19 protein-coding genes are annotated in these 23,868 nt (G+C 57.8%); 9 read left to right on the top strand and 10 right to left on the bottom strand.

Annotated elements, in window-relative coordinates:
• Positions 1–6: 6 nt before the first annotated feature.
• Positions 7–1,260 (bottom strand): multidrug efflux RND transporter periplasmic adaptor subunit MexE, encoded by a 1,254-nt coding sequence (mexE, locus tag NWV16_RS13750; protein WP_260519471.1) that lies wholly within the window; start codon positions 1,258–1,260, stop codon positions 7–9.
• A 345-nt stretch (positions 1,261–1,605) separates the two neighbouring features.
• Here mexE and NWV16_RS13755 point away from each other — a divergent pair, with 345 nt between their 5' ends.
• A complete protein-coding gene (locus NWV16_RS13755) occupies positions 1,606–2,790 on the top strand; it encodes a sugar transporter (RefSeq protein WP_260519472.1) in 1,185 nt (394 codons plus the stop codon).
• A gap of 457 nt (positions 2,791–3,247) precedes the next feature.
• Here NWV16_RS13755 and NWV16_RS13760 read toward each other — a convergent pair whose 3' ends face one another.
• Positions 3,248–4,147, bottom strand: coding sequence for a hypothetical protein (locus tag NWV16_RS13760; protein ID WP_260519473.1), 900 nt, complete (start codon positions 4,145–4,147; stop codon positions 3,248–3,250).
• A gap of 245 nt (positions 4,148–4,392) precedes the next feature.
• Between NWV16_RS13760 and NWV16_RS13765 the strand changes: the two genes are divergently transcribed.
• Complete coding sequence (locus NWV16_RS13765) at positions 4,393–5,187, top strand: hypothetical protein (RefSeq protein ID WP_260519474.1); 795 nt, start codon at positions 4,393–4,395, stop codon at positions 5,185–5,187.
• Between the two features lie 152 nt (positions 5,188–5,339).
• On the opposite strand, the gene NWV16_RS13770 is transcribed toward NWV16_RS13765, so the two are convergent.
• From NWV16_RS13770 to NWV16_RS13795, 6 genes are all read right to left on the bottom strand, one after another.
• A complete protein-coding gene (locus tag NWV16_RS13770) occupies positions 5,340–6,017 on the bottom strand; it encodes a DUF5710 domain-containing protein (protein ID WP_260519475.1) in 678 nt (225 codons plus the stop codon).
• A gap of 53 nt (positions 6,018–6,070) precedes the next feature.
• Positions 6,071–6,679: a His-Xaa-Ser repeat protein HxsA gene (hxsA, locus tag NWV16_RS13775; RefSeq protein WP_260519476.1), complete on the bottom strand. Its 609-nt coding sequence runs from the start codon at positions 6,677–6,679 to the stop codon at positions 6,071–6,073.
• Positions 6,676–7,911: a His-Xaa-Ser system radical SAM maturase HxsC gene (hxsC, locus tag NWV16_RS13780; RefSeq protein ID WP_260523523.1), complete on the bottom strand. Its 1,236-nt coding sequence runs from the start codon at positions 7,909–7,911 to the stop codon at positions 6,676–6,678. Before hxsC ends, hxsA begins: the two co-directional genes overlap by 4 nt.
• On the bottom strand, positions 7,911–9,398 hold the full coding sequence (hxsB, locus tag NWV16_RS13785; RefSeq protein ID WP_260519477.1) for a His-Xaa-Ser system radical SAM maturase HxsB: 1,488 nt from the start codon (positions 9,396–9,398) through the stop codon (positions 7,911–7,913). The genes hxsC and hxsB overlap by 1 nt, the downstream gene beginning before the upstream one ends.
• The gene (gene hxsD / locus NWV16_RS13790) at positions 9,395–9,694 is read right to left on the bottom strand and encodes a His-Xaa-Ser system protein HxsD (RefSeq protein ID WP_312846931.1); all 300 of its coding nucleotides are present in this window, start codon (positions 9,692–9,694) and stop codon (positions 9,395–9,397) included. Before hxsD ends, hxsB begins: the two co-directional genes overlap by 4 nt.
• 354 nt (positions 9,695–10,048) lie before the next feature.
• Positions 10,049–10,963, bottom strand: coding sequence for a LysR family transcriptional regulator (locus NWV16_RS13795; protein ID WP_260519479.1), 915 nt, complete (start codon positions 10,961–10,963; stop codon positions 10,049–10,051).
• A gap of 270 nt (positions 10,964–11,233) precedes the next feature.
• On the opposite strand from NWV16_RS13795, the gene NWV16_RS13800 reads away from it, so the two are divergent.
• From NWV16_RS13800 to pgm, 4 genes are all read left to right on the top strand, one after another.
• Positions 11,234–12,256 (top strand): zinc-dependent alcohol dehydrogenase family protein, encoded by a 1,023-nt coding sequence (locus NWV16_RS13800; protein WP_260519480.1) that lies wholly within the window; start codon positions 11,234–11,236, stop codon positions 12,254–12,256.
• Between the two features lie 545 nt (positions 12,257–12,801).
• A complete protein-coding gene (locus NWV16_RS13805) occupies positions 12,802–14,256 on the top strand; it encodes a hypothetical protein (RefSeq protein WP_260519481.1) in 1,455 nt (484 codons plus the stop codon).
• Between the two features lie 49 nt (positions 14,257–14,305).
• Positions 14,306–15,706: a PLP-dependent aminotransferase family protein gene (locus tag NWV16_RS13810; protein WP_260519482.1), complete on the top strand. Its 1,401-nt coding sequence runs from the start codon at positions 14,306–14,308 to the stop codon at positions 15,704–15,706.
• A gap of 109 nt (positions 15,707–15,815) precedes the next feature.
• On the top strand, positions 15,816–17,462 hold the full coding sequence (gene pgm / locus NWV16_RS13815; RefSeq protein ID WP_260519483.1) for a phosphoglucomutase (alpha-D-glucose-1,6-bisphosphate-dependent): 1,647 nt from the start codon (positions 15,816–15,818) through the stop codon (positions 17,460–17,462).
• Between the two features lie 63 nt (positions 17,463–17,525).
• Here the strand turns inward: pgm and NWV16_RS13820 are convergent, their stop codons facing one another.
• Positions 17,526–18,221 (bottom strand): pirin family protein, encoded by a 696-nt coding sequence (locus NWV16_RS13820; protein WP_260519484.1) that lies wholly within the window; start codon positions 18,219–18,221, stop codon positions 17,526–17,528.
• 279 nt (positions 18,222–18,500) lie between these two features.
• On the opposite strand from NWV16_RS13820, the gene NWV16_RS13825 reads away from it, so the two are divergent.
• Positions 18,501–20,975, top strand: a complete 2,475-nt coding sequence (locus NWV16_RS13825; protein ID WP_260519485.1) for a UvrD-helicase domain-containing protein — start codon at positions 18,501–18,503, stop codon at positions 20,973–20,975.
• 54 nt (positions 20,976–21,029) lie between these two features.
• On the opposite strand, the gene NWV16_RS13830 is transcribed toward NWV16_RS13825, so the two are convergent.
• Positions 21,030–21,302, bottom strand: a complete 273-nt coding sequence (locus NWV16_RS13830; RefSeq protein WP_260519486.1) for a DUF1652 domain-containing protein — start codon at positions 21,300–21,302, stop codon at positions 21,030–21,032.
• Positions 21,303–21,566: 264 nt separating this feature from the next.
• Here NWV16_RS13830 and NWV16_RS13835 point away from each other — a divergent pair, with 264 nt between their 5' ends.
• Both NWV16_RS13835 and NWV16_RS13840 read left to right on the top strand, forming a co-directional pair.
• Positions 21,567–22,382: a helix-turn-helix transcriptional regulator gene (locus NWV16_RS13835; protein ID WP_065257883.1), complete on the top strand. Its 816-nt coding sequence runs from the start codon at positions 21,567–21,569 to the stop codon at positions 22,380–22,382.
• Between the two features lie 51 nt (positions 22,383–22,433).
• Positions 22,434–23,840, top strand: coding sequence for an FAD-binding oxidoreductase (locus tag NWV16_RS13840; RefSeq protein ID WP_260519487.1), 1,407 nt, complete (start codon positions 22,434–22,436; stop codon positions 23,838–23,840).
• The last annotated feature ends 28 nt before the right edge of the window (positions 23,841–23,868 follow it).

Raw genomic sequence — 23,868 nt, forward strand, 5'->3', positions numbered from 1 at the left:
CGTCCCTTAACCGCGTGGGGTCGTAGCAGCCAGTTTCACAACCGAACCCTGTGCGCCTTTGGCAGGTGCGACTTTGGGCAGGTTGCTGGCTTCCAGCGCTTGTCGTTGTTGAGCCAGTGCAGCGAGGGTCTGTTCGCTGGCCATCGGAATCACTTCAGGCGATACCGGAGAGCCTGGACGAACCCGTTGCAGCCCCTTGACGATGATCGTGTCGTCCTTGTTCAGGCCGCTGCGCACGATGCGCAGGCCTTCGATCTTCGGCCCGAGTTCCACCGGGCGGTAGGCGGTCTTGTTGTCGCCATCCATCACCAGTACGAATTTCTTGCCGAGGTCGGTGCCGACCGCTTCGTCATTGATCAGCATGGCGTTGTAGGTGCCGCTGCCAACCAGTTTCAGACGCGCATAGAGACCCGGGGTGTAGGTGCCATCGCTGTTGTCGAACACGGCGCGGCCACGGATGGTGCCGGTCTTGGGGTTGACCTGGTTGTCGACGAAGTTCATCTGACCCAGGTGCGGGTTGCCGTCTTCGTTGGACAGGCCCATGTACACCGGTGTGGTCGCACCGCGCTGACCCTGACGGGCGAGTTGGGTGTATTTGAGGAACACACGTTCATCGGCGTCGAAGTAGGCGTAGACCTTGTCGGTGGAAACCACGCTGGTCAGTGGAGTGGTGTCGGCAGTCACCAGGTTGCCGGCGGTGATCTCCGCACGGCTGACGCGACCGCTGATCGGTGCGGTCACGCGGGTGAAGCTCAGGTTCAGTTTGGCCAGGTCCAGCTGGGCCTGCAGTGCACCCACGGCGGCGCGGGCTTCTTGTGCAGCGCTGGTGCGCGAGTCGGCCAGTTCGGCGGAAATCGCGTTGCTGGCGCGCAGACGTTCGCCACGGCCGGCTTCGTTTTCGCTGCGGGTGGCATTGGCACGGGCCTGAGCAACCAGGGCTTCAAGGCGGCGAACCTCGGCCTGGAACGGACGCGGGTCGATCTGGAACAGCAGGTCGCCTTTTTTGACCAATGCACCTTCGGTGAAGGCGACTTCGTCGATCTGGCCGGAGACCCGTGGACGGATTTCAACGGTCTCCGGCGCCTCGAGGCGCCCGGTGAATTCGTCCCACTCGTTGACCGGCTGTTCCAGCACCTTGGCCACGCTGACTTTTGCAGCGGGCATGGTGGCGGCGGTCTCCGGGGCTTTACCGCAGGCGCTCATCACCATCACGGCCAACAAAGCCAACGGGAAGCGCAAATGTTTGAGTGATTGTTCCATGGATGCATCCGCCAATGTATTGAAGATGGGCGGATGATGCTCGGCGGGTAGTTAGCAAACGAATCGAATGACACGAAGGTAACTATCATTCGGAATGATATAAGGCCGAGCGAAGCCCTCTAGCATGAGTCTTTCGTTAGGGGGCTATCAATGTGTTTCATGACAAATCTGTGTTGCCGTGAATGCAACAGTCATGAAACCGCTGAAGAGGGCTTCAAAGCGTGAAGCCATGTAGCGAGTAAGCCGATCCTGCTTCTTTATAGTAGAGTCGCCATCGAACCACCTGTCGTCTGAAGTTTTCCGGCACAAGGTGTGCGCAAAACGGACAGTTGGAACGACCTGTAAATGAACGACTCTACGGCTACAACCAGCGGCAACTGGTACTCGGTCATCGCGCTGGCACTGGCTGCATTCGTCTTCAACACCACCGAATTCGTACCTGTCGGCCTGTTGAGTTCGATCGGCGGCAGTTTCGACATGACGTCGGCGCAGGTCGGGCTGATGCTGACCATCTATGCCTGGGTGGTGTCGCTGACGTCGCTGCCCATCATGCTGCTGACGCGCAACGTCGAACGGCGCAAGTTGTTGCTCGTCCTCTTCGGCATGTTCATTGTCAGCCATGTCCTGTCGAGTCTGGCGACAAGTTTCGCAGTCCTGTTGCTGAGCCGGATCGGTGTGGCGTTGTCGCACGCATTGTTCTGGTCCATTACCGCCTCGCTGGCAGTACGCCTGGCGCCGCCGGGCAAGCAGGTGCAGGCTCTCGGGTTGTTGGCAACCGGGACGTCTCTGGCAATGGTGCTTGGTATTCCCCTCGGTCGGTTATTGGGCGAAGCCATGGGCTGGCGGACGACGTTTATCGCAATCGCCGCGCTGGCCGCCACGCTGGTGCTCTGGCTGGCCAGAGTCTTGCCGCTGTTGCCCAGCCAGAATTCCGGCTCACTCAGAAGTCTGCCCATGTTGTTGAAGCGGCCGGCGCTGGTGGCGATCTACATCCTGACCGCCATGGTCGTGACCGCGCATTTCACGGCTTACAGCTATGTCGAGCCTTTCATTCAGGTCGTGGCAGGCATGAGCGGCGAGACGGTGACGCTCATCCTGCTGATCTTCGGCGGTGCGGGTATTTTCGGATCTGCTTTGTTCAGCTGGCTGCATCGCTACAGCCCGTCGCGTTTTCTGATCGTTGCCGTATCGCTGCTCGCGCTGTGCCTGGCGTTGCTGCTGCCTCTGAACGGCAGCGTCTCGTACCTGTGTGCGCTGAGCGTGTTCTGGGGAATGGCGATCATGGCGTTCGGCCTTGCGTTGCAATCCCGGGTGCTGGTGCTGGCACCTGACGCCACTGATGTGGCAATGGCGCTGTTTTCGGGGATCTACAACATCGGCATTGGCGGCGGGGCGCTGATGGGGAGTTGGGTGGGGAGCCAGTTTGGTTTTGCTTATGTCGGGGTGGTGGGCGGTATGTTGGCGGCGTCGGCGTTGTTGATTTACTGCCTGTCGGTCTATCGGGTGGCTCGATCCGGAGCTTCTGTTTGAGTTCTTGAACCGCTTTGCTACCGATAGTAAAGCGGTTTCGGAAAGGCTTCTCAGGGACTGTTCGGATCCCCCAAAAACATTTTGACTCGCCTCTAGACCAGTGTTTCTAGGCCGAAATACTCCGTCTATGCCCCCACTTTTGCCCCCGCTCGTATCTAGTGCGGGAGCGATACGAAGAGCTATTTCTCAAAGCTTCCAGTATGGCACTGGCTGGCTATCAGTGTGCGTCCATCCACTATGGGGGGGACGGTTTGGAGCTCATCTACCCGGCCAATGCTCCTCAAGAACGCTGGAGATGCTGCACGACAACTAGGTCAGTGAACTTCGTCAAAACGGTTGAATGGTTCCGACAGGCCAACCGCGGCAAGCGTCCAAAGGGTGGGGCTGGCAAGGGCGGGAAGCGTGGCAAATGACTAGAGGTATTACGGGAGCGGGGGCGATTTAGCCCCCGATGTTGTCACGATCTAGCGCGAATTTTTTTGAACTGGGCACGACCACTAACAACTTTATAAGTGAAACTTTCGTTTCTAGTTGTCCCTTCGACATCTTCGTAGCCTAACTGCACGGTTCCCTCTTCCGGATTAAATGCCGCCCCTCTGGTAAGTTCAAACTCTATATCAGCTTGGCGATTCATTTGGCCGATGGCTACCTCTCCAACATTCAAAAAACGCGGACTGAAAGTGAGGGTCACATTGAAAGCGGTGTTACCGTCATTGCGCATGCGAACCTTGTTCATAGAGGTCCCTGGCTGCGAACCAGAGCCGCTGACTGTCGTCGTAAGGGAAAAGTTCGCTATCAGTGTCCGTTCCCTCTCCTTTTGTTGGAGCTCCAGTGCACTCTTTTGCGCTTCGATTTGCTGCAAAGCCGCATCAGCCATTATTGACTGCTGCTCGACGGACTTTTTGAGCTCGGCCGCCTGCATGTTCAGTGCCTGAGTGCTTTGCTGTAGCTCGACGCTCTGCATCTTCAACGCTTCGGTACCCTGTCTTAGTTCATCACCCTGTTGGATGAAGCCGAACACCAACCAGAGGAACGCAACAGGCCCAAACACACCGGCCAAGAAGTCGCCCACCTCATTCAACGGCATGGTCATCAGGGTGTCGACGCGCCCCCAAATCACAACGGCCACTATGACTAGATAAGTAAGCGTCAGGGCCCCGCCGATTTGCCCGAGATGCTCGCGCAAATGCCAACCCTTTGGCTTGATTCTATGCGCGATGCACTTCAACACTGCCACAGCCGCAAACGTTACTACCAACGTGGTGATAATGACACCCCACAGCGGCCATCCCTCGTTCGGCACAGCAGGTGGTGTGCTCCAAAACGCCCCTGACATTGGTTCCCACAGACCCGCCATCACTGTCCCTCTTGATCGGCGCCGCGATACTTTCGTGGCAAATAGCCGGCAATCATAGCGGCGGGTTACTGATCAGTCACCAGGGTGCCGAAGCACCAGCTTGGCCAGGTGCTACTGGTTCCAAAGCTGATACCTAGCAAGCGTTCCGGATAAAGAGCACACTTTGCCATCACAAATAGTTGGTAGAGGGGAGCAGCGTGGGCGCGGAGCTGGATCGGGTCAAGGAGCGGAGAAGGAGTAGGGCGTTGATTGAAAACCTCTACCAGGACTCAAATCGGGTATATGTAATCCATTACTCATGTGAGTCTTTTTACGATAACGCCACCGGTGAATCGAAGCGAGTTACCTCCATCGCTACGCGGAATCTGAAGTCAGGCCAAACTAAATCTTGGTCGATCCACAAGGAGGCGGAGCTGGCGAAACAGCTCAATAACATGCAGGCCGAGCTGGACAAGTTCGAGAAGGCTATGCTCAAGGGGTATTTTCAGTGGCTTGAACGGCACAAAGACTGCCGGTTTCTTCACTGGAACATGCGTGATGAGAATTTTGGTTTTTTTGCTTTGGAGCACAGATTTCGAGTGCTCGGCGGCAAGCCTTTCGAGTTGCAGGATGACAAAAAAATAGATTTAGCGCGTGAGCTCGTTGCCCTGTACAGCAGGAATTATGCACCGCACAACGATTCAAGGGGGCGAAAGGGTCGCATAATGGCCCTAGCGGAACTCAATGACGCCAGTGACCAGGACGCTCTCCCCGGAGCGGAAGAAGCAGAGGCGTTCGTCAATGCCGAATACATCAAAATGCACCAATCGACCCTAAGGAAACTGGACCTCTTTGCGAATTTTTTTGAGCGAACGCATGATAAATCGCTGAAAACTGCGTCGACCTGGCGAGATCGGCACGGTGTGCATCCGGTTGTAATTTTTGAGGCAATGAAAGAGCACCCGCTGTACACAGCGCTTATAGTACTCAGCCCACTTGCGATCTCTTTCGTGAACTTCTCTAGCTTCTGGAAGTGGATAAAGGGGCTCGGGGGGCAGTGATCCAGCGACGTGAAGTCGTTGCCGAACTCGCAGGGGGGGGCGCCGGCCCCCTTACAGTAATGCAGCGCCTTCTACTGATTTTACTCAATACCCCACAGGTGGGGACCTGTGGCGCGTGAGGTCCTCGGGCAGTCCGGGATTGGATAGGGTAATTAGGGTTGTTCGCGAACCCGCATCCAGTCGGAAAAATCTTCGGATGCAAAGCCGACGCTGCAGTTGGCGTCGAACCGCTCGTTGATTCTGATGAGAGTCATCCGCTGAGCTTCTTGTGGTGAGGTTGGGAGGAAAGCTCCATCAGGTTCGCTGTGCATGAAAAAATCGCCGAGCTTGGCTCCGCAGTTTTCGCAGTGATTCATCAGGTAACGGCTGCCTACCGTTTTACTGTAGGCCTGCTTGAATTCGTTGGTGAAGTGCTGGATCTGCTTCGTGACCAAGGGAGAGAGGCTGGCGACGTTGGAGACCGTCCCGCGATACCCATGACACTTCCATTCGTCGAGGTTGCTTGTGAGCGCAAAATCTTCATCCTCATCCTCGTAGTAATCGAACTCTTCGTGTTGCTCGGGCAGCTTGAACGAGAACACGCGAGTCAAATTAGAGCAGCCCCAGCAGGCGGACACGGACTCTATGACGTAGTAATAGGGTGCTCTTACACTAAATTCAGGTCCGTGCTCCAGGTCTGCATGCGCTGTTACGGGCAGCCATTGAGCCAAGGGGGCGATGTCGACACCTTCCGGGATGTACCAAGTCTTCAGGCTTGGGTCCCATCTGGCACCGAGTGATTTCGCTACATCTTTTTCTGAGAAGGGGACTTTCAGATCAATCCTTGCCATTTCTTTATCCGTACGTATTGCTCATCAGTAAGCGCAGCTTTAACCTGAAGCGATTATGGAATCTTGATCCCCAAAGCATTCAGCGATGGGGTATCCATCCGACCATGCACGGTCAGCCCACTATCTGCCTGAAAGGCCATCAGTGCACCACGAGTTGCCTTGCCCATAACCCCATCAATGGTGCCCTGGTAATACTGGCGCACCATCAGCGCGGTCTGCACACGGGTGACCAAGTTGCTTTTCTGCTCATTGGTTGCGCGACTCTTTGAAGTGCTCGAACTTGTCCCGCTGGTAGTGCCAGACGACTGATAAAGGCTGTTGCTGCTTGAGGTGCTGCTCGAAGTACTCGGCGTACTGTAACTCCGAGTGCTGGTAGCGGGTGGGCTGTAGTAGCGAGGTGCGCTATACCCACCCGAGCCGCTGTAGTGAGAACTGTGTGAGCTGTGGGATCGATGTGAGCTGTGCGAGCGATGTGCCGCGTAGATGTTCACGGCGTCTGGCGCATTGAGCGTATCGGTAAACACCGGAGGCTGAAGCTTGTCGCTAGGTTGCCAGCTTGTATCGGCGAGCGGCATATGGCCTGCCTGTGCCAGGGTAGTTCCTGCAATTGGCAGAAGGGTGATTCCACTGATCATGACTTTCCAGCGATCAAGCAATTTCACTGTGCACTCCTTGCGTAGGCGCTAAAGGCCTCAGGCGATAGTCGTTGTATGCCGCGGCTTTGCCAGCGGTCGGTGTGGGATTTGAAGAAGCCAGAGCAATGTTTGACGGCAGAGCATTGCTGGCAGGTATCGATGAACAGGTTCTTCCAGTCCGAGATGCTCTGGCGGGCGAAACGCGAGAGGTGGGCTGGGATCAGGCACAGGGGCAAGTTGTAGATTGAGACCGGTACTCCGCGGTTGAACAAGAAATACACGGCTTCGCTCAGCGAGTCCTGATAGTCCAGCGGGTCAATCCACAGTTCTTCGTAGTTCTTCCTAGCCAAGCCGGTACTTTCGATACCCATCAGCGCAACATGCCGCACGAAGGGTAGGTTCCTGAACACGTAGTGGGCGAGCTCCGGCAAGCGTGGCGTGGTCAGGCGATTGAGCACCACGCGTATCTCGATGATCTGGTTGGCGCGCGCCAGGTTGTAAACCCCTTCCAGGGTTTCGCTGAACGCGCCGGGAGCCTGCACCACATGGTCATGGTCTTTGGCATTGTCGGCATACAGCGGGATACCCCAGCTCAACTGAGGGTGACCGATGGCAGAGAGCGCTGCGATCCAACTCGGGTCCTGGAACAGACGCCCGTTGCTGAGCACATGAATGGATTTCTGCGGCAAAACGGCTTTGCACTTGGCCAGGATTTCGAGCAGGCCGTCGCGATAAAGCGTTGGTTCTCCGCCGCTGATTCCCAGATTTTCCTCGCCCGGGTCCATCAGGTCGATTAGCCGTAGGTTCTCCTCAATGTGCCAATGGTCATCGATATCTTTGGGCGGCTGCGAGCACATCAGGCAAAGGCTGTTGCAACGATCTGTCATGAACAACAGGTTGCTGTCTGAGCCACGTCGATAAAGCACTCTTACCAAAGTGTTGCCCGGTGTGATGGCGATAACATCACCGGGCTGTACAACTTCCGCATCTTTGGGGGTGTGCAGATGTAGAAGTTCGCTGTCGAATTCGCCTATCAATGGCTCTGGGGTCAGAAATCCACCCAATGGCAACGAAAGCATGTGAGGATTCCGTTGCAGTTCATCATTTGGCAGCCAAAGCAATAGGTCACCGAACTCGGCGTTACCGGCACAAACAGCCAAGCCTTGTTCGATGAACTCATTCAGAGTGATGACCTTGAGCAGTTTTGGCTCGTGCAGGTGAAGGATTTCGAAATGGGTATCTTTGCGTAGCATCGCTATCAGGTCCTGTAACCCGGAAAACGAACATCGCTGTAGGAGCGTCTGTTCAACCAGGACAGCAGCACTCTCTGTACATTGTCGTCGCCGTCGCGAAGCAAACCGAACAAATGCTTCAGCAGCCCCATGTTCTTCTTGCAGAAGTTGCTGAATATTCGGTGTCCGATCGGATCTCCCTGGCGAGCATAGTGTTCGATAGGGTCTGCACCGCAGTAGGGGACCAGCGCGCAGTCCGAGCAGCCGGGCAGTGCTTCCGCAATACCACTGGCAAGCAATGCATCCATGACGGGCGATGTCAGCAGCTCAGGTAAGGGTTGCCGGACGGTACCAAGCCTCAAACCGTCTTCGCCCATTTCCAACAACATCCGGGCTTCGTCAGAGGGATAGACATAACCGTCATAGTTGTAAACCAGCGCTGCGGTACCCGCGCCGGTGGGGGAGCGCAAGTCCACGTAGCCAGAGGAGAAGGGCGTCAGGATATTCTTCAGCAGCAGGCTCGTGTAACTCTCCGAGAGGTATACGCCTTGCTGATTGATCTCCAACAAATAGGCCAGTGCTTTCTGGTAGAAGGCCAGGTAGCGCTCAATCGGGTAATCAAGGCGATGGGCACTCTTGGTGGCGAAACCATAAGGGCTCAGTGGCCGAAGTGAGATGCTGGAAAAACCCTGGCTTACATACTCGTCGATGATCGCTTCAGGCTGTTCGAGGCTTCTTGATGTCAGTGTGGTCAGCGCGGAAACCGCATCATGGCCAAGACGCTCACGGACCCACCGGATGCCTTTTACAGTGCGCTCGTAGGAATCTCGTGAGGGGGTGGGGCGGTTGGCATTGTGCAAGGGGGCCGGCCCATCGAGCGAGGTGGAAAACTGGATGCGATTTTGTTCTGCGAAGTCGAGTATTTCTTCCGTCAGATGGTGCAGCGTGGTGGTGATGACGAACTGGATATCCCGTTGTTCGACCACGTTTCGCTCAACGACCCATTCGACAATCTGGCGGACGCGCTCGAAGGCCAGAAGCGGCTCGCCACCTTGAAACTCCACAGTCAGGGCAGGAGCGTTCGATTCGAACATGCGATCGACCGCTGCCTGTGCATCCGCTTCCGTCAGGTCGTGGCCGGATCCTCCCAGAGGAGCCCGCGACACCTGGCAGTACTGGCAGGTGTGGTTGCAGCGCAATGTAACCACGAACAAGTGCAGTGCAGGGCCTTGGAAAAGGAAGTCTTTGCGACTGCGATACTGCGCGGCCATTTCCGGGAGCGGGTCGTGGCGGTCTGGTTCGTAGATGAAGTGGCGGGCCAGTAGGTCCTTGTAAAAAGGCGTACCTGTTTGGGCATCGAAGTAACTGAGGGCTCGTAATTGCGCGTCGTTCACGTGCATGTACTCACCGGTATCGGAGGTGAGCAGGATGTCTCGATCATGTCCCGTGTTCATGCGCATTAATCGAAAAGGCAGCAAGCGGTAGTGCATGGCGTCTGTCGCAATAATGGTCACTGGGAAATCCCACATCCAGCGAGCGCAGCTCGGGCCAGGACTTCGCGCAACCCTACTGTTTCTCGGTTGATATGGTCGCGTAGGGCGAAGTCGTTCAGTTGCTGAAGGATCAGCGAGTGAGCCTGCTCCGGGGAAAACGTTAGCCTTGTTTCAGTGGGGTGAGCGGTGAGACTTATCTGATTGGCCTCAATACCGACCTGGATCGTGACAGTGTCGGCCAGGGAATAAACGGCACGTTGCACCACGCTGAGCGGGTAGGCTGCGCTGTCGAGTCTCAGCGTGACTGGCCATGTCATCGGAACCGATCCTTCAAATCCGTTGGAAAAGTGTGGATTTTGCCGGTTGCCGAGGCATTGTGCCATCATATTTTTCATATTTGCACACATTTGTCCGGCAAGGTGGTGCTGTACTCACTCGGTTAGGCTATCGATAAGAGGTAAAGCCAAGGGCTTATATAAACCTCGCTGCGAAGCGCGGATGAGCGAGTAGCAGCTGCACAAGCACGCCCAATGAGCTTGCATGGAGCAGTCATTTGAACAAGGTAAGGAACTTGTCGATGGGGCGCCGCCGGAGAGACGACGCCCTTTGCCTCGATCAGACAACTCGTAAATGAGCGAAATACAAGAGGCGGCGATGGAGTTGAAATTGGCTTACAGACTATCCGGATCCCCAAAGAACATCTGAATCCGCGACCTTAACCAGCGCTCCCCCGGATCGTTATCCTGCGATCCACGCCAGGCCATGTGCAGTTCGAACGTGCGCGTCGGCAGCGGTGGGTCTTCCGCCCGGACCCCGCCCGCCGCCGTCAGCGCATCCGCCGTGTAATCCGGAACGGTGGCGACGATGTCGGTGCCGGCCAGCAATGTGCTCAAGCCGTTGAACTGCGGCACGGCCAGTACGACGTGGCGCTTGCGTCCGAGTTTTTCCAGTTCTTCATCGATGAAGCCACTGAGGTCGCCGGCGAACGACACCAGCGCATGGGGGCGTGCGCAGTAGTCGTCCAGGCTCAGCGGGCCGGGTACGGTGTCGGCGCGCAGCAGTTTGGGCTGGCTGCGGCGCAAGACCTTGCGCTTGGCGTTGGCCGGCAGGTCGGTGGTGTAGCTGACGCCGATGGAAATTTCGCCGGAGGCGAGCAGACCGGGCATCAGAATGTAGTTGACGCGGCGCACCACCAGCACGATGCCCGGGGCCTCGGCGCGCAGGCGTTTGAGCAGCATGGGCAGCAGCGCGAATTCGACGTCGTCCGACAAACCGATGCGAAACACCGATGTACTGGTGGCAGGGTCGAATTCAGCCGCACGGCTGACCGCCGTTGAAATCGAATCCAGCGCCGGAGAGAGCAGGGCGAAGATTTCCACCGCCCGGGCGGAGGGTTCCATGCTGCGCCCGGTGCGCACAAACAGCGGATCATCGAACAGACCACGCAGGCGCGAGAGCGCCGCACTGATCGCCGGCTGGCCGAGAAACAGCTTTTCCGCCGCGCGGGTCACGCTGCGTTCGTGCATCAGGGTTTCGAATACGATCAACAGGTTCAGGTCGACACGACGCAGGTCATTACGATTCATCTGGAGTCCTGGCAGAGTCATCAAGCTTGACGAGGGCAGCCATATGAGAACAATGGCCGGCATGAATATTACGGGGAAAGGCTGGTAGTCTGCACCGGGTAATTCAGCTTTACTGAGCAGGCAGAGCCGGTTTTTTCATGGATTTTCACAATGCTGGCCATACTGCGGAATCAATGACAGGCATGTCGACTATTAATGGCCACTGATGGTCTTGGCCGGAAAGCCCAGATAGAGTTCAGGGCATTAGAGGTTACTTTGACGAGGTTTGCGATGTCCCGCACGATCCGTTTTCACAAGTTTGGTCCGGCCGAGGTGCTCAAATGCGAAGAGCATGCGGCCGCTCAGCCAGGTCCTGGCGAAGTGCAGGTGCGTGTCGAGGCGATCGGCATCAGTTGGTACGACACACTCTGGCGCCAGAACCTGGCTTCGTCCCAGGCCCGCCTGCCGTCCGGGCTGGGCCATGAAATGGCGGGTGTGGTCACAGCCATTGGCGACGGTGTCGAAGACCTGAACGTCGGTGACAAGGTGGCCAGCTTCCCGGCCGAGAGTCCCAACGATTATCCGGTCTACGGCGAACTGATCGTTCTGCCACGTACCGCGCTTACCCGTTATCCGGACGTGCTGACCCCGATCGAAGCCAGCGTGCATTACACGCCGCTGCTGATCGCCTATTTCGGTTACGTCGATCTGGCGCGAGTCAAACCCGGGCAGTTTGCCCTGGTCACCGACGCCAGTCATTGCGCCGGTCCGTCGTTTGTCCAGCTGGGCAAGGCGTTGGGTGTGCGCGTGATTGCCGCCACGAAAACGGCGGAAGAACGCGAATACCTGCTGTCCCTCGGTGCCGAGAAAGTCATCGTTACCGAAGAAGAAGACCTGTTGATGCGAATCAACAAGATCACCGACAACCGTGGTGTCAACGTGGTGTTCGACGGTCTCGGCGGGCCGCAGATGTCGTTGTTGGGCGATGTGCTTGCGCCACGCGGCAGCCTGGTGCTTTATGGCCTGCAGGGTGGTAACCAGACACCGTTTCCGGCCTGCGCGGCGTTCCAGAAGAACATCCAGTTCTTCGTGCACTGCATCGGCAATTTCACCGGCAAACCGGAACTGGGGATCGTCCAGGATCATGTCGCCCTGCAACGTGCCCTGCGTGACATCAACCAATTGACCGCCGACCGCGTGCTGGTGCCACTCAAGACCCGGGTTTTCCCGTTCAACGAGTTTGTCGAGGCGCACCGTTACATGGACGAATGCCCTTGTCGTGAGCGCGTTGCGCTGCAAGTCGAACCTGCCTGACCTTTGCCATCAGAGTCCGTGACCTCACGGACTCTTGTGCGTTTCTTCCTTCAGACCTTGAGAAACCCTGGGTGCAATGCCTGGGGAGTTCAGTAACTGAGCTGGTTTTTACTCTTGATCTGTATCTTCTAATCGCCCTTCAGACCCTGATAATTGAGTGATTGTTTTCATCTTAAGGAATGAGCGATGTCGGTGCATTCTATTTGCCCTGTGCAATACCGGACTGCTGTTGTTGAGCGATGTTCCGGATTCTGTTTAATTGCTGTAGGGCGGTTATGTAATACCTTCTTTTTTTCTTGTGCTAATGGTGCGCAGGTCGTTGTAAGAATTTTCCTCAGAAAACTTAACGAGCGGCGAGGCCCAGTAAATGCTGGCCTTTGCGCCACGCCTGCCGAAGGCTTGTGATGTTTTGAGCACAACTGTTTCAAATAACTACAAAACCTTAAGTGTTAGCATTTCAGCGTCTATTAATTAATGAAGAATGATTGCCTGTCTGATGTTTATGGCGGCGCAATGTATAACCTTTGATATCGGGTGAAGTACTGATGAGCACGATCCATGATCAGGCAATGAACTATGTTTACCAACAAGTATTGCAACGATTGCTGAGTTTCTTTTCCCGTGCGGAACGCACGGCATTGCAGCTGCTGATTCAGCGATTGGCGGTAGCTGCCGGCGGCATGGATCGTCTCGGCGAATTCAAGGTGATGGTGACTCAATCCGGCACCCGGGAGTGCTGTTACAACCTGGCCCTTTTGCGCGCGGCACAACTGAGCATTGCCGGTCGTGCTCCCGGGACCTTTCAACTGCGGGTTGCGACGCTGCGAAGTGGAACCCTGCCGCCGGCGGCGTTGCACAACATGCATCGCAGCTTCAGTGCGCTGTTTCTTTATGACGACCCCAGGGTCGAACTGCTCATGGTCGACCATCGAGAAGTTCTGCCCTTCAATCACCAGGCGCCGGACTCGGAAGCAGGCCGTGAGGCAAACTGCATCAATTTGTTGATGCTCGGCCATCGCCGGGGGCAGGGTGAAGACCTGGCGCTATGGGATGACACTTACCTGGCAACAGCAGAGTTTCTCGGCCAGGTCGCTCGCTGGAACAATGGCGTCGACGCGCTGGTCGGCAGCGACTCCGCTCGCAGCCAGGAGTCATTTCTGCACGGTCTGGATCGCGCAGCCCGCAAGGCAGGCCTGGGCGCGTTGCCGAAACGGGCCAACGGCTTCGACGAATTGTTCGGTCTGCTCGATGGCATGGGCGGCGATTACTATCGGGAGCTTTATCCGGAGGGTGATCTGCAACCCTGGCGCCCGTCAGGTCAGTTCGAGGCCTGTCGGCGTACTTGTTACATCGGCATCGACGATATCGTGGCGGGCAAGATGGAGGAACGATGGCCACTGCTCAGCGATTTTCTCGGTTTTCAGGCCGATGAACTGCAGATCGAGACGGGTGATGTCGAGTCGAGAGACCCTATCGTCGAAGCCTGCTTCAATGGACTGCACGCCTGTCATGTCGATGGGCGCTCATACGAGGCCGGTGTTTCGGATTACTTGCAGCGTCGCCTGGCTGCGATGCGCGGCAAGAGCGTTTCAGAGGCGGTGTGCGAACGGTTCCTGGCATCGTTCGGCAATCTGTCCGATCTGACGGAGCACAGGTCGCTGGCGCTGGCCACACTGCAAAAGAGCTTCGGGCTCAGTGAGTTACAACTGGTGTGCCTGTTGTTCACGCCCTTCATCGAAGGCGGTGCCGGTCTTGAACGTTTTCTGCGGACCTGCCATCCAGGCATGTTGATCGCCATGCCGGATCTGCACCGCGCCATGCAGGGGCTGCATGCCCCGGACCAAGTGCTGCAATGGATGACAGAAGTCAGTGGGTTGCCGGTGCATCTGATCAGCCGGCTATATGCCATGGACTCCATTTCCAGGGAGAAGCCGGTCGCGCAGGCATCCGAATTCAACGACGACATGGTTGCCGTGGGCGACCGCTCTGCGGAAGGTTGAGTGTGAGACTGTCGTCCAGGGACGAAAACATGTCGGCGTACGCCTGCTCATGAATGCCGCACGTGAATCCGACTTCGCCTATCAGGCCGTCTATCGATACCTCACCCAGTTGATTGACGAACCTGGCGGCACAAGTGACTTCCGGTTGCCTTCCCTGCGGCAACTGGCCGAGCGTCTGGGCGTGTCGATTTCAACCATTCAGTACGCCTATGCTCTGCTGGAAAAGGAAGGTCGGGTCTATTCCGTGGCCAAGTCAGGCTATTTCGCACGGGCAGCGGCCGCGATCAAACCGCCCGATCAGGGAAGTGATCTGCTGGAAACCGTCTATGTCAACGCCAGGTATTCCGGGATGCGCGTTTTGAGCGCCGACGACCCGGCTGCGGTGCAACCGCTGGACGGTCCGTTGCTGATGCTCGAAAGGGAGCTGATGCGTCAGTACCCCCGACAGCCTCAGGTGCTGGCTCAGCCGTGTGGCGAACTGGAGCTGCGCACGTTGCTCGCCGCACGTTATACCTCGTCGCCCACCCACTGCTGGCACGCCGAAGATGTCTACATTGGCGCCGATACGCGAAGTGTTCTGGAAATCCTGATTGCCGTACTCGAACTGCGCCACGCTACCGTAGTGGTGGAGTCGCCCTGCGACTGGGCGATATTGCGCCTGCTTCAGTCGGCGGAAGTGCGGATCATCGAGTTGCCCCTGCAACCCGGTGGAGTGATCGATCCCGAGCAACTGGCGTGGATGCTCGAAACCGAGCCGGTGCGGCTGGTCCTGCTGTCGTCGCAATTGAACATGCCCAATGGCAGCCTGGCCCCACAGGAGAACCTTGAGGTTGTCGCCAGTCTGCTCAGACGACAGGGCATCTGGGTGCTGGAAAACGACAGCTACAGCGAGTTGACGGATGACAGTGAGCGGCGACCGCTACGGGAACTGCTGGATCCCGATAGGCTGCTGGTGTTCTCCACGTTCGAAAAGGTGATCGGTGTGGAGGCGCCTTACGGTTTCGTGCTCGCTCGCCAGTGGCGTGATCACCTGCAGCGGCACTTTCTGCTGCGCTCGTTCCGCCTTTCGCCGATTCGTCAAAGAGCCATTGCCCGCCTGTATGCAAGTGGTCGGGTCGATCAGCACCTGCCAGTGCTCAAGCGTCTGCTCAAGGAGCGCCGTACGCAGATGATCGAGTTGCTGCGAGAGGGGCTGGGGGATGCGTTGCATTTTGACGAGCCGCAGGGTGGCGCAACGATCTGGGCAAAGTCATCCCGTCGGGTAGCGATGGGGGCGGTGTTTCAGCGCCTGCTGAAGCAGCATGTTCTGATCGCGCCGGGAGAATTGTTCAGTACCCAGGGCATGCACGCACAGCATATGCGTTTGAGTGCCATCGGCAGCAGTGGCCCCGAGCTGGCGGGCGTCGTGGATTTGCTCGGCGATGCATTGCGGTTGGCCCCCGGGGACTGAGCTGTTAAAAAACATCGGGGATGTACCGGATAGATCCCATCGCACTACGGTCAAACTGCCAGTAAACTCCGCTGTAATTTCCTGAACCACTCTATTTCAGAGGTTTTGCATGACACTCAGTCCTTTTGCGGGCAAACCGGCACCGGCAGAACTGTTGGTCGACATCCCGCGACTGGTAACGGCGTATTACACCGGGCAGCCTGACGCGTCGATTTCCACCCAGCGCGTGGCATTTGGCACCTCCGGGCATCGTGGCAGCTCCTTCGATCTGAGTTTCAACGAGTGGCACGTACTTGCGATCAGCCAGGCGATCTGCCTGTACCGCGAAGCCCAAGGCATCACCGGCCCATTGTTCGTCGGCATTGATACTCATGCGCTCTCGACTCCGGCGGGCGCGAGCGCGCTTGAAGTGCTGGCCGCCAATGGTGTGACGGTCATGATCGCCGAAGGCGACGAATACACGCCGACGCCTGCCGTGTCCCACGCCATTCTTTGCTACAACCGTGGCCGCACGACCGGCCTCGCAGACGGTATCGTCATCACGCCTTCGCACAACCCGCCACAAAGCGGCGGTTTCAAATACAACCCTACCAATGGCGGTCCGGCCGACACCCACATCACCAAGTGGATCGAAGCCAAGGCCAACGAACTGCTGGCCAACAAGCTGGCAGGTGTGAAACGCATCGGTTACGAGCAGGCGCTCAAGGCGCCAACCACCCATCGTCACGATTACGTGAACACCTATGTCGCCGACCTGATCAACGTTATCGATTTCGATGCCATCCGTGGCGCCGGGCTGCGTCTGGGCGTCGATCCGCTGGGTGGAGCAGGGGTGCGCTACTGGTCGGCCATCGCCGAGCACTATCGTCTGGACCTTGAGGTGGTGAACAAGGAAGTCGATTCGACGTTCCGTTTCATGACCGTCGACTGGGATGGCCAGATCCGCATGGACCCATCCTCCAGCCACGCCATGCAAGGCCTGATCGGCCTCAAGGAACGGTTCGACGTGGCGTTCGCCTGCGATCCGGACCACGACCGTCACGGCATCGTCACTCCGTCCGGCGGTCTGTTGGCGCCGAACAATTATCTGGCAGTGTCGATCGACTACCTGTTCCAGAACCGTCCGCAATGGCGCGCCGATGCGGCCGTGGGTAAAACCGTGGTCAGCAGCGGTCTGATCGATCGCGTAGCCAAGCGTCTGGGCCGTCACCTGTACGAAGTGCCGGTCGGCTTCAAGTGGTTCGCCGACGGGCTGTTCGACGGCTCGCTGGGTTTCGGCGGCGAAGAAAGCGCCGGCGCATCGTTCCTGCGCAAGGACGGGGGTGTCTGGAGCACCGACAAGGACGGTTTGATCCCGGCCCTGCTTGCTGCTGAAATGACCGCCCGCACCGGTCGCGACCCAAGCCAGGCCTACCGTGCGCTGACCGAAGAGCTGGGCGAACCGTTCTCGGTACGTGTCGATGCCAAGGCCAACCCTGAGCAGAAAGCCCTGCTGAGCAAGTTGTCGCCGGAGCAAGTGACCTCGACCGAACTGGCGGGCGAGAAGATCCAGAGCATTCTCAGCAAGGCGCCGGGCAACGACCAGGCCATCGGCGGTCTGAAGGTCATGACCGAAAATGGCTGGTTCGCGGCACGTCCTTCGGGCACCGAGGATATCTACAAGATCTACGCCGAAAGCTTCATTGGCGATGACCACCTCAAGCAACTGGTGGCCGAAGCGCAAACGCTGGTCGATGGTGCAATTTCCACCCAGTGATTGGTGCTCAATAGAAAAGGGCGACCCAGGCGGTCGCCCTTTTTTTGCCCGTCATTCAGCCGATCAGGCCAGATCCACCAGCACGATTTCACTGTCCTCGAGCGCTGTCACGCTCAATACCGATTCGTGGCTCACCGCAACACCGTCCCGGGCTTGCGCACGCAAGCCGTTGACTTCTATCGCACCGGTTGCCGGCACGAGGTAGGCGCGACGCCCGGCATCGAGTCGATACTCGGCGGTTTCACCAGCCTTGATCGTGGCGGCTACCAGACGGGCGTTGGCGCGAATCCGCAGACTTTCGTCGTCTCCGTCCTTGCCGCTGGCGAGCGTCACGAAGCCTTCGCGATCCCCCTTGGGGAACGGTTTGGCGCCCCAGGAGGGCGGTGCGCCGGTTTCGGTCGGCAGAATCCAGATCTGGAAGATTTTGGTAGGGGTGGCTTCCAGATTGTATTCGCTATGGGCGATCCCGGTGCCGGCGCTCATTACCTGAACGTCGCCGGCTTCGGTGCGGCCCTTGTTGCCCAGGTTGTCCTGGTGGGTAATCGCACCCTCACGCACGTAAGTAATGATTTCCATGTCCCGGTGCGGGTGGGTCGGGAATCCGGTTCCGGGGGCGATGATGTCATCGTTCCACACCCGCAGATTGCCCCAGCTCATGCGCTGCGAATCGTAGTACTCGGCGAAGGAAAAATGGTGATGGGCATCCAGCCAGCCGTGATGGGCGCCGCCCAGCGAGCTGAAGGGTCTGAGTTCAAGCATGGTCTTCTCCTCATCAGGTTCGTCATGGGCGTTCCGGCCTTGGCCTTGAAGCGACACCCGTGATTGATGGCGGTCATCATCTATCAGGAAATGATCGATAAAAAGCGTAAAAATTGCGGTATTCCAATCGAATGGTTAGATGTTTAAAACCTCGAATCGCTCTCATCCAGCCTTCAGTTCATCGCCTAAGCCAATGACCTGTAAGCATTTCGCTAGAACTCCAAGGCAAATGCAGACACCATAGCCCCTCAACAGCCTCACACTCTGGAGTCCGTCAGCGTGGCGCAACACACCCCCGATCTTCCTCCCGAACTTCGTCCCCTGGCCGAGATGTCTTGGCTCAAGCGACTGGCGGCGCGTTTCCTGGGTCATGGCCTGACGCAGTTGCGTGCACAGCACCGGGCGTCGTGGCTGCATGGTCAGGCCGATGGCTTTCGCAGCGGTCATACGGCCGGTGTCGAATACGGTTACAAGGAAGGCAAGGCTGATGGGCTGGAAGAGGGGCGTCAGGTGTTGTTGATCCGCGACAGCCGCAGCACCGAGCATCCCGCGCCGGCCATTGACGACCACTTGTTCGATGACTGGCGCCTGCCGCTCACCGCTGAACTGAAGAAGCGCATGAAGGCGGACGTCGCGCGTTTATTGCCGACGCACGCCCAGCCGAGTGCGGCGCAATGGAAAATGATTTTCAGCGACACGCCTTCAACCTCGGTCGTCGCTGGCGCCGGAGCAGGCAAATCCACCACGCTGGTGTTGCGCATTTTGCTGCTGACGCACTATCTGGGCTTTGAGCTGGACTCGATGACCGTGGTGACCTTCACCCGGGAATCACGCAAGGACTTCATCAATAAGCTGATCGAACTGTTTGCGCTGTGGGGTCGGGTCATCAGCCAGAAAACCGCCCGGGATCTGGTGCGCACCTTCCACTCGCGAATTCTGCCGATGGTGCGCAGCCTGCCGGGGTTCGAGCGCTTGCAGGCCTTTGAAAATCTGAGCCATCGGCCGCAAGGTGCCGAGGATGATGTCGACAGTAATCCGTTCGATCTGCGGATCAACGACGCTCAGCGCCAGCAGCTCAATGCCTGTTATCACCGTCTCTACACCGACAACGAGCGTTTTCGCCAGCTGATTCAGCCTTTGTCCCGGCATGCCCTGCAACTCAAGGAGCTGGAACGCGACCACCCGGATGTACAGAAGCGGGTGGCGGTGACCGAACTGGCTGCCAGGCGCGACGAAGAGCTGTGCGATGTGATCGAAGACCTGTGGTTTCGCGCGGGGGCCTGGCCGATCCAGGGGGTCGAGCCGAATCGCCAGACCTTTGAGATCAACGGCTGCACATTCCACTGTCACGGCTATATTCCGAGTCTCGATGCCTGGGTCATTCTGGGTTTCGATCCTCGGGAAAACCCTCAGGTTTGTCGTCCAAATGCCAAACTCACGGTTCGGGCGGAATGGGCGGTCAAGCGCACCCTGTTTCAAGCTTTCTGTCATAAACCTTTGATTTGGCTGGATGGTTACGAGGCTTCTCGGCAGGTTCTGGCTTCTCTGGCTGGAGATGCGAGTGCGGGGCCGGGGTTCGATTACAAGGTCAAGGGTGAGCTTGCGTCTGCACCTTTGCTTGACTGTTTTGTCGCCGCCGCAGGCTTTATCGAGAACCTAGGCCTGGATGTGCCGGACGCCGTTGGTCGCATGAGTTTCGCCAAGGACGACCCCGACCGGTTTTTCTTCGAGGCCTTGAGTCTGTTCTGGCGTGCGCTGGAAGACCATCTGCTCGATCAAAAGCCGCCGATCATGACCTACAACCGGATGTTCGCGTTGTTCAGCGAGCATTCGCCGGAAAACCTCAAGCTGCTGAGCGATGAGCTGTTGCGTCCTTTGTCGCATCTGATGATCGACGAGTTTCAGGACGTTTCACCGCAGATCGTTTCGTGGATCCGCGCCAGCCTCGCAGAAATTCGCAGTCGTGGCCCGGCCATGCACGTCGGGCGTGGGGCGCAACGTTCTTCTTTGCTGTGCGTGGGGGATGACTGGCAGTCGATCTATGGCTGGCGCGGCAGTTCGCCAAGTTACTTCATGGAGTTCAACAAGACGTTTTCCTCGCCCGGCACGACGCGAGTGATGCTCAGCGACAACTATCGCAGCCATCAGCACATCATTGACGCGGCCGAACACATCGTTCGCGCTGCACCGGCGATTCCCGGCAAAAAAGCCAAAGCCGCTGGAGAGGAGAAGCCGTTGCAACCGGTCAATGTGCTGGAACGCGACGATCAGGCCCTTGGCCTGCGACTGTCAGAGCACTATGCAAAGGGTGATTCAATCTTGATGCTCTATCGAAAAAGTAGCGATAAGTCGTTGATAGAGCAGCATATTCAGTCCGTAGTTAATGTTGATTCGAGATTGCCGTATGAATCCCGACGCCTGAAACAACTGACCTATCACAGCGCCAAAGGCTTGCAGGCCGACGCGGTGTTCCTGCTGGGTGATTGCCAGCATCTCACCAGTTCGCCCTACAAGAATCAGGTCTATCGCATGGCCGGTTTGGGCAAGGCGGGTGACAACGAGCCTTACGACAGCGCGCAAAAGGATGAAGTCCTGCGTCTGGCCTATGTCGGTATCACCCGTGCGGTGAGTCATTGCTATTGGTATGTCGAGCCGCAGGATGCTCAGGCGGTGAACATGCCGCGTGCCTCGGACCGGGTCGCCAGGGGCAAGCCGTTCTTTTCCGATCATCGGCCGGAACAGAAAACCGCTTGATTTGAACAAAAAGAAGCCCGCGAAATTGCGGGCTTTTTGTTTTAGATCAATGAGTTAGGCGTAACTCTTCAAGGATTCCGAAGGAATGAAAGCCTCCAGTTCATCCTCGACCGCTTCGATTATTCGCTCGACATCGGCCGCGTTCATCACCGTGGCACAGGGTATGCCGGCGATGGCGATCATGGTTTCACCACTGGCCCGATCGAACAGGCGGGCAATCATGCTGCCCGGCGCATCCATCGTGGCTTCGAAGCCCATGGGGTGAAAATGCCAGCGCATCAGCTGGCAGGCATTTGGGAATGTGACTTTGCTGGATCCATTGTTCATGTGTTGCCCGCCTTCTTCATCGAGCGCTTCCGTTTGCTCATGGTAGGTGGGAAGAGCCCTCATTGGCTCAACCGGAGACTGTTCTTAAAAGTAGCATCTGGATGTGAAAAGCCTGTGAGTTTTTTCAGGCCGTTTGGCGATTGCAGGGATTTTTTTGATGTAAGTCACAGTCGATCAAACTATCGCCAAAGTGCCATTATTCCTGGCGTGTTGATGTCGTTCGGGAAGTTGGGCAAGCTCGGTTCTTTTCTTCAAGAGCCTTTTATGCACGCCGACGATGACGGTCCGGAACAGACCCGGGCCACGGCTGATACCGTCATGCGCTATCACCTGTGCTGGAAACACCGGGATCTGGACGGCGTCATGGCGCTGTATCATCCGGACATCCAGTACAACGATTTTTTCCAGAATCGCGTGCTCGGCCTCGATGAATTGCGCGAGTACGTTCGTGTCAGCATGCCTCGGGAATCCGACGAAGCGCTGGAGCATTGCGACCGTATTCGCATTGATGGCAACACTGCGTTCATCCAGTACGAAGTGACGCTGCGTGGCGGTAACGGCCTGGTGTCGTTTCGTTCCAGTGAAGCGATCACGGTCAGGGACGCCAAAATCTGGCGCGTCAACGAATATGCCTCGCTGGTACGCGAACACAGTGCCGGTGCCCCGATGACAAACCAGCGCCCGGCGGCAAGCCGGCTGGGGCTGTCACCGCGTCAGCTGAGCTTCATGGCCGACGATCTGCAGCAGTATTTTCAGCGTCAGCAGCCGTACCTCGATCCCGAACTGGACCTGCAGCGGGTGGCGAAGGAGTGCGGGTACAGCCGCAACCAGATTTCCTATCTGCTGAATCAGGTGCTGGGGCAGAGCTTCTACCGCTACGTCAACCAGGCCCGGCTGCAACATTTGCTGCAATCACTGGACGGCGCCATGCCGCCGCTGCGCATCGATGAACTGGCGTTCGCCGCCGGATTCAACTCGCTTTCGGCGTTCTACAGTTGTTTTCGTCAGCACACCGGCCAGTCGCCCAAAGCCTACGTCAAACAAATTTCTTTGCGGGCACGCGCGCAAGACATCCCCTGAGATCAACCACTAGGATCGACGCCATCGAAATCTGGATTGGCGGAGTCTTGCATGCCGGCGTGGCGCACTATCAGTTTGTGGATGGACCAACTCGACGAGCCGCTCACTGCGCGCCCGGCGCTGGAGCAAGACCTGGACGTCGACGTGGCGATTATCGGCGCCGGTTATACCGGGTTGTGGACGGCGTACTACCTGAAGAAGCTGGCGCCGGGGCTGGACATCGCCCTCGTCGAGGCGCAAACCGCCGGTTTTGGGGCATCCGGTCGCAACGGTGGCTGGCTGATGGGCAATCTGCTCGGCGAAGATCGCTTGCTGGCGGGACTGTCGCCCGAGCAGCGTCGGGCCTCATACGATTTGCTGCACAGTATTCCCGATGAAGTAGAGATCGTCCTCGAACGCGAAGGCATCGACTGCGATTATCGCAAGGGCGGGGTGTTGTACTGTGCGGCCCGCTATCCCGAGCAGGAAGCCAGTCTGCGTGCCTATCTGAAAAAATTGCATGACCAGGGCCTGACCGACGATGACTATCGCTGGCTCAGTCGCGAGCAACTGGCGCAACAGATCCGCGTTGCCAAGCCCTATGGCGCAATCTACGCACCGCATGTCGCAACCCTGCAGCCGGCAAAACTGGTGCGCGGTCTGGCCCGCACCGTTCAGAGCATGGGCGTGAAGATCTACGAAAACAGTCCCGTAACCCACTGGCAGGCGGGCAGTCTGCGCACCGAAAAGGCCAGCGTGCGCAGTCGCTGGATCGTCCCGGCCATCGAAGGCTATTCAGTCACGCTGCCACCGCTGGGCCGTTATCAATTGCCGGTACAGAGCCTGATCGTCGCCACTGAGCCGTTGTCGGCGGCGATCTGGAACGAAATCGGTCTTGATCGCGGGCAGGCCTTCAGTGAGTTCAGCCGCCAGGTCACTTACGGTCAGCGCAGTGCCGATAATCGGCTGATTTTCGGCGCTCGTGGCGGCTATCAGTTCGCCGGTCGGTTGCGCCATGACTTCGACCTGACCCGGGATGAGGTGGAACTGCGCCGCTACCTGTTCGGTGAACTGTTCCCGCAGCTGAAAAACACCACGATCACTCACGCCTGGGGTGGCAACCTCGGTATGTCCCGGCACTTCAGGCCGCACATGCTCTGCGATCGGGCCAATGGCATCGCATTGTCCGGCGGTTACGGCGGGGAAGGTGTCGGCGCGTCCAACCTGGGCGGGCGCACCCTGGCCGATCTGATTCTCGAGCGCGATACCGAACTGGTGCGCCAGCCCTGGGTGCTGCCGGGCGGCGGGATCCATGCACTGCGGGCATGGGAGCCGGAGCCGTGCCGCTGGCTCGGCTACAACGCGATCATCAAAAGCTTTGTCCACGAAGACCAGACCCTGGCCAACCCGGCGACCGCGCCCTGGCGGCGCAGGCTTGCCAGTCGGGTGGCCGGGTTCATGGAAGGTTTCATGCACTGAACGTTGTTTTACTCCTGATGAGGTAACG

It is taken from the genome of Pseudomonas sp. BW7P1 (assembly GCF_024981055.1).
In the GTDB taxonomy this organism is placed as follows: Bacteria; Pseudomonadota; Gammaproteobacteria; order Pseudomonadales; family Pseudomonadaceae; genus Aquipseudomonas; species Aquipseudomonas bananamidigenes.

What these genes read in the sequence shown, in the direction of transcription:
- pgm (WP_260519483.1), top strand. Translation starts at nt 15,816, where the DNA reads ATGACACTCAGTCCTTTTGCGGGCAAACCGGCACCGGCAGAACTGTTG.
- NWV16_RS13770 (WP_260519475.1), bottom strand. Translation starts at nt 6,017, where the DNA reads ATGGCAAGGATTGATCTGAAAGTCCCCTTCTCAGAAAAAGATGTAGCG.
- NWV16_RS13800 (WP_260519480.1), top strand. Translation starts at nt 11,234, where the DNA reads ATGTCCCGCACGATCCGTTTTCACAAGTTTGGTCCGGCCGAGGTGCTC.
- hxsD (WP_312846931.1), bottom strand. Translation starts at nt 9,694, where the DNA reads ATGACATGGCCAGTCACGCTGAGACTCGACAGCGCAGCCTACCCGCTC.
- NWV16_RS13805 (WP_260519481.1), top strand. Translation starts at nt 12,802, where the DNA reads ATGAGCACGATCCATGATCAGGCAATGAACTATGTTTACCAACAAGTA.
- NWV16_RS13810 (WP_260519482.1), top strand. Translation starts at nt 14,306, where the DNA reads ATGAATGCCGCACGTGAATCCGACTTCGCCTATCAGGCCGTCTATCGA.
- NWV16_RS13835 (WP_065257883.1), top strand. Translation starts at nt 21,567, where the DNA reads ATGCACGCCGACGATGACGGTCCGGAACAGACCCGGGCCACGGCTGAT.
- NWV16_RS13830 (WP_260519486.1), bottom strand. Translation starts at nt 21,302, where the DNA reads ATGAACAATGGATCCAGCAAAGTCACATTCCCAAATGCCTGCCAGCTG.
- NWV16_RS13840 (WP_260519487.1), top strand. Translation starts at nt 22,434, where the DNA reads ATGCCGGCGTGGCGCACTATCAGTTTGTGGATGGACCAACTCGACGAG.
- NWV16_RS13820 (WP_260519484.1), bottom strand. Translation starts at nt 18,221, where the DNA reads ATGCTTGAACTCAGACCCTTCAGCTCGCTGGGCGGCGCCCATCACGGC.
- NWV16_RS13760 (WP_260519473.1), bottom strand. Translation starts at nt 4,147, where the DNA reads ATGGCGGGTCTGTGGGAACCAATGTCAGGGGCGTTTTGGAGCACACCA.
- NWV16_RS13755 (WP_260519472.1), top strand. Translation starts at nt 1,606, where the DNA reads ATGAACGACTCTACGGCTACAACCAGCGGCAACTGGTACTCGGTCATC.
- NWV16_RS13795 (WP_260519479.1), bottom strand. Translation starts at nt 10,963, where the DNA reads ATGAATCGTAATGACCTGCGTCGTGTCGACCTGAACCTGTTGATCGTA.
- mexE (WP_260519471.1), bottom strand. Translation starts at nt 1,260, where the DNA reads ATGGAACAATCACTCAAACATTTGCGCTTCCCGTTGGCTTTGTTGGCC.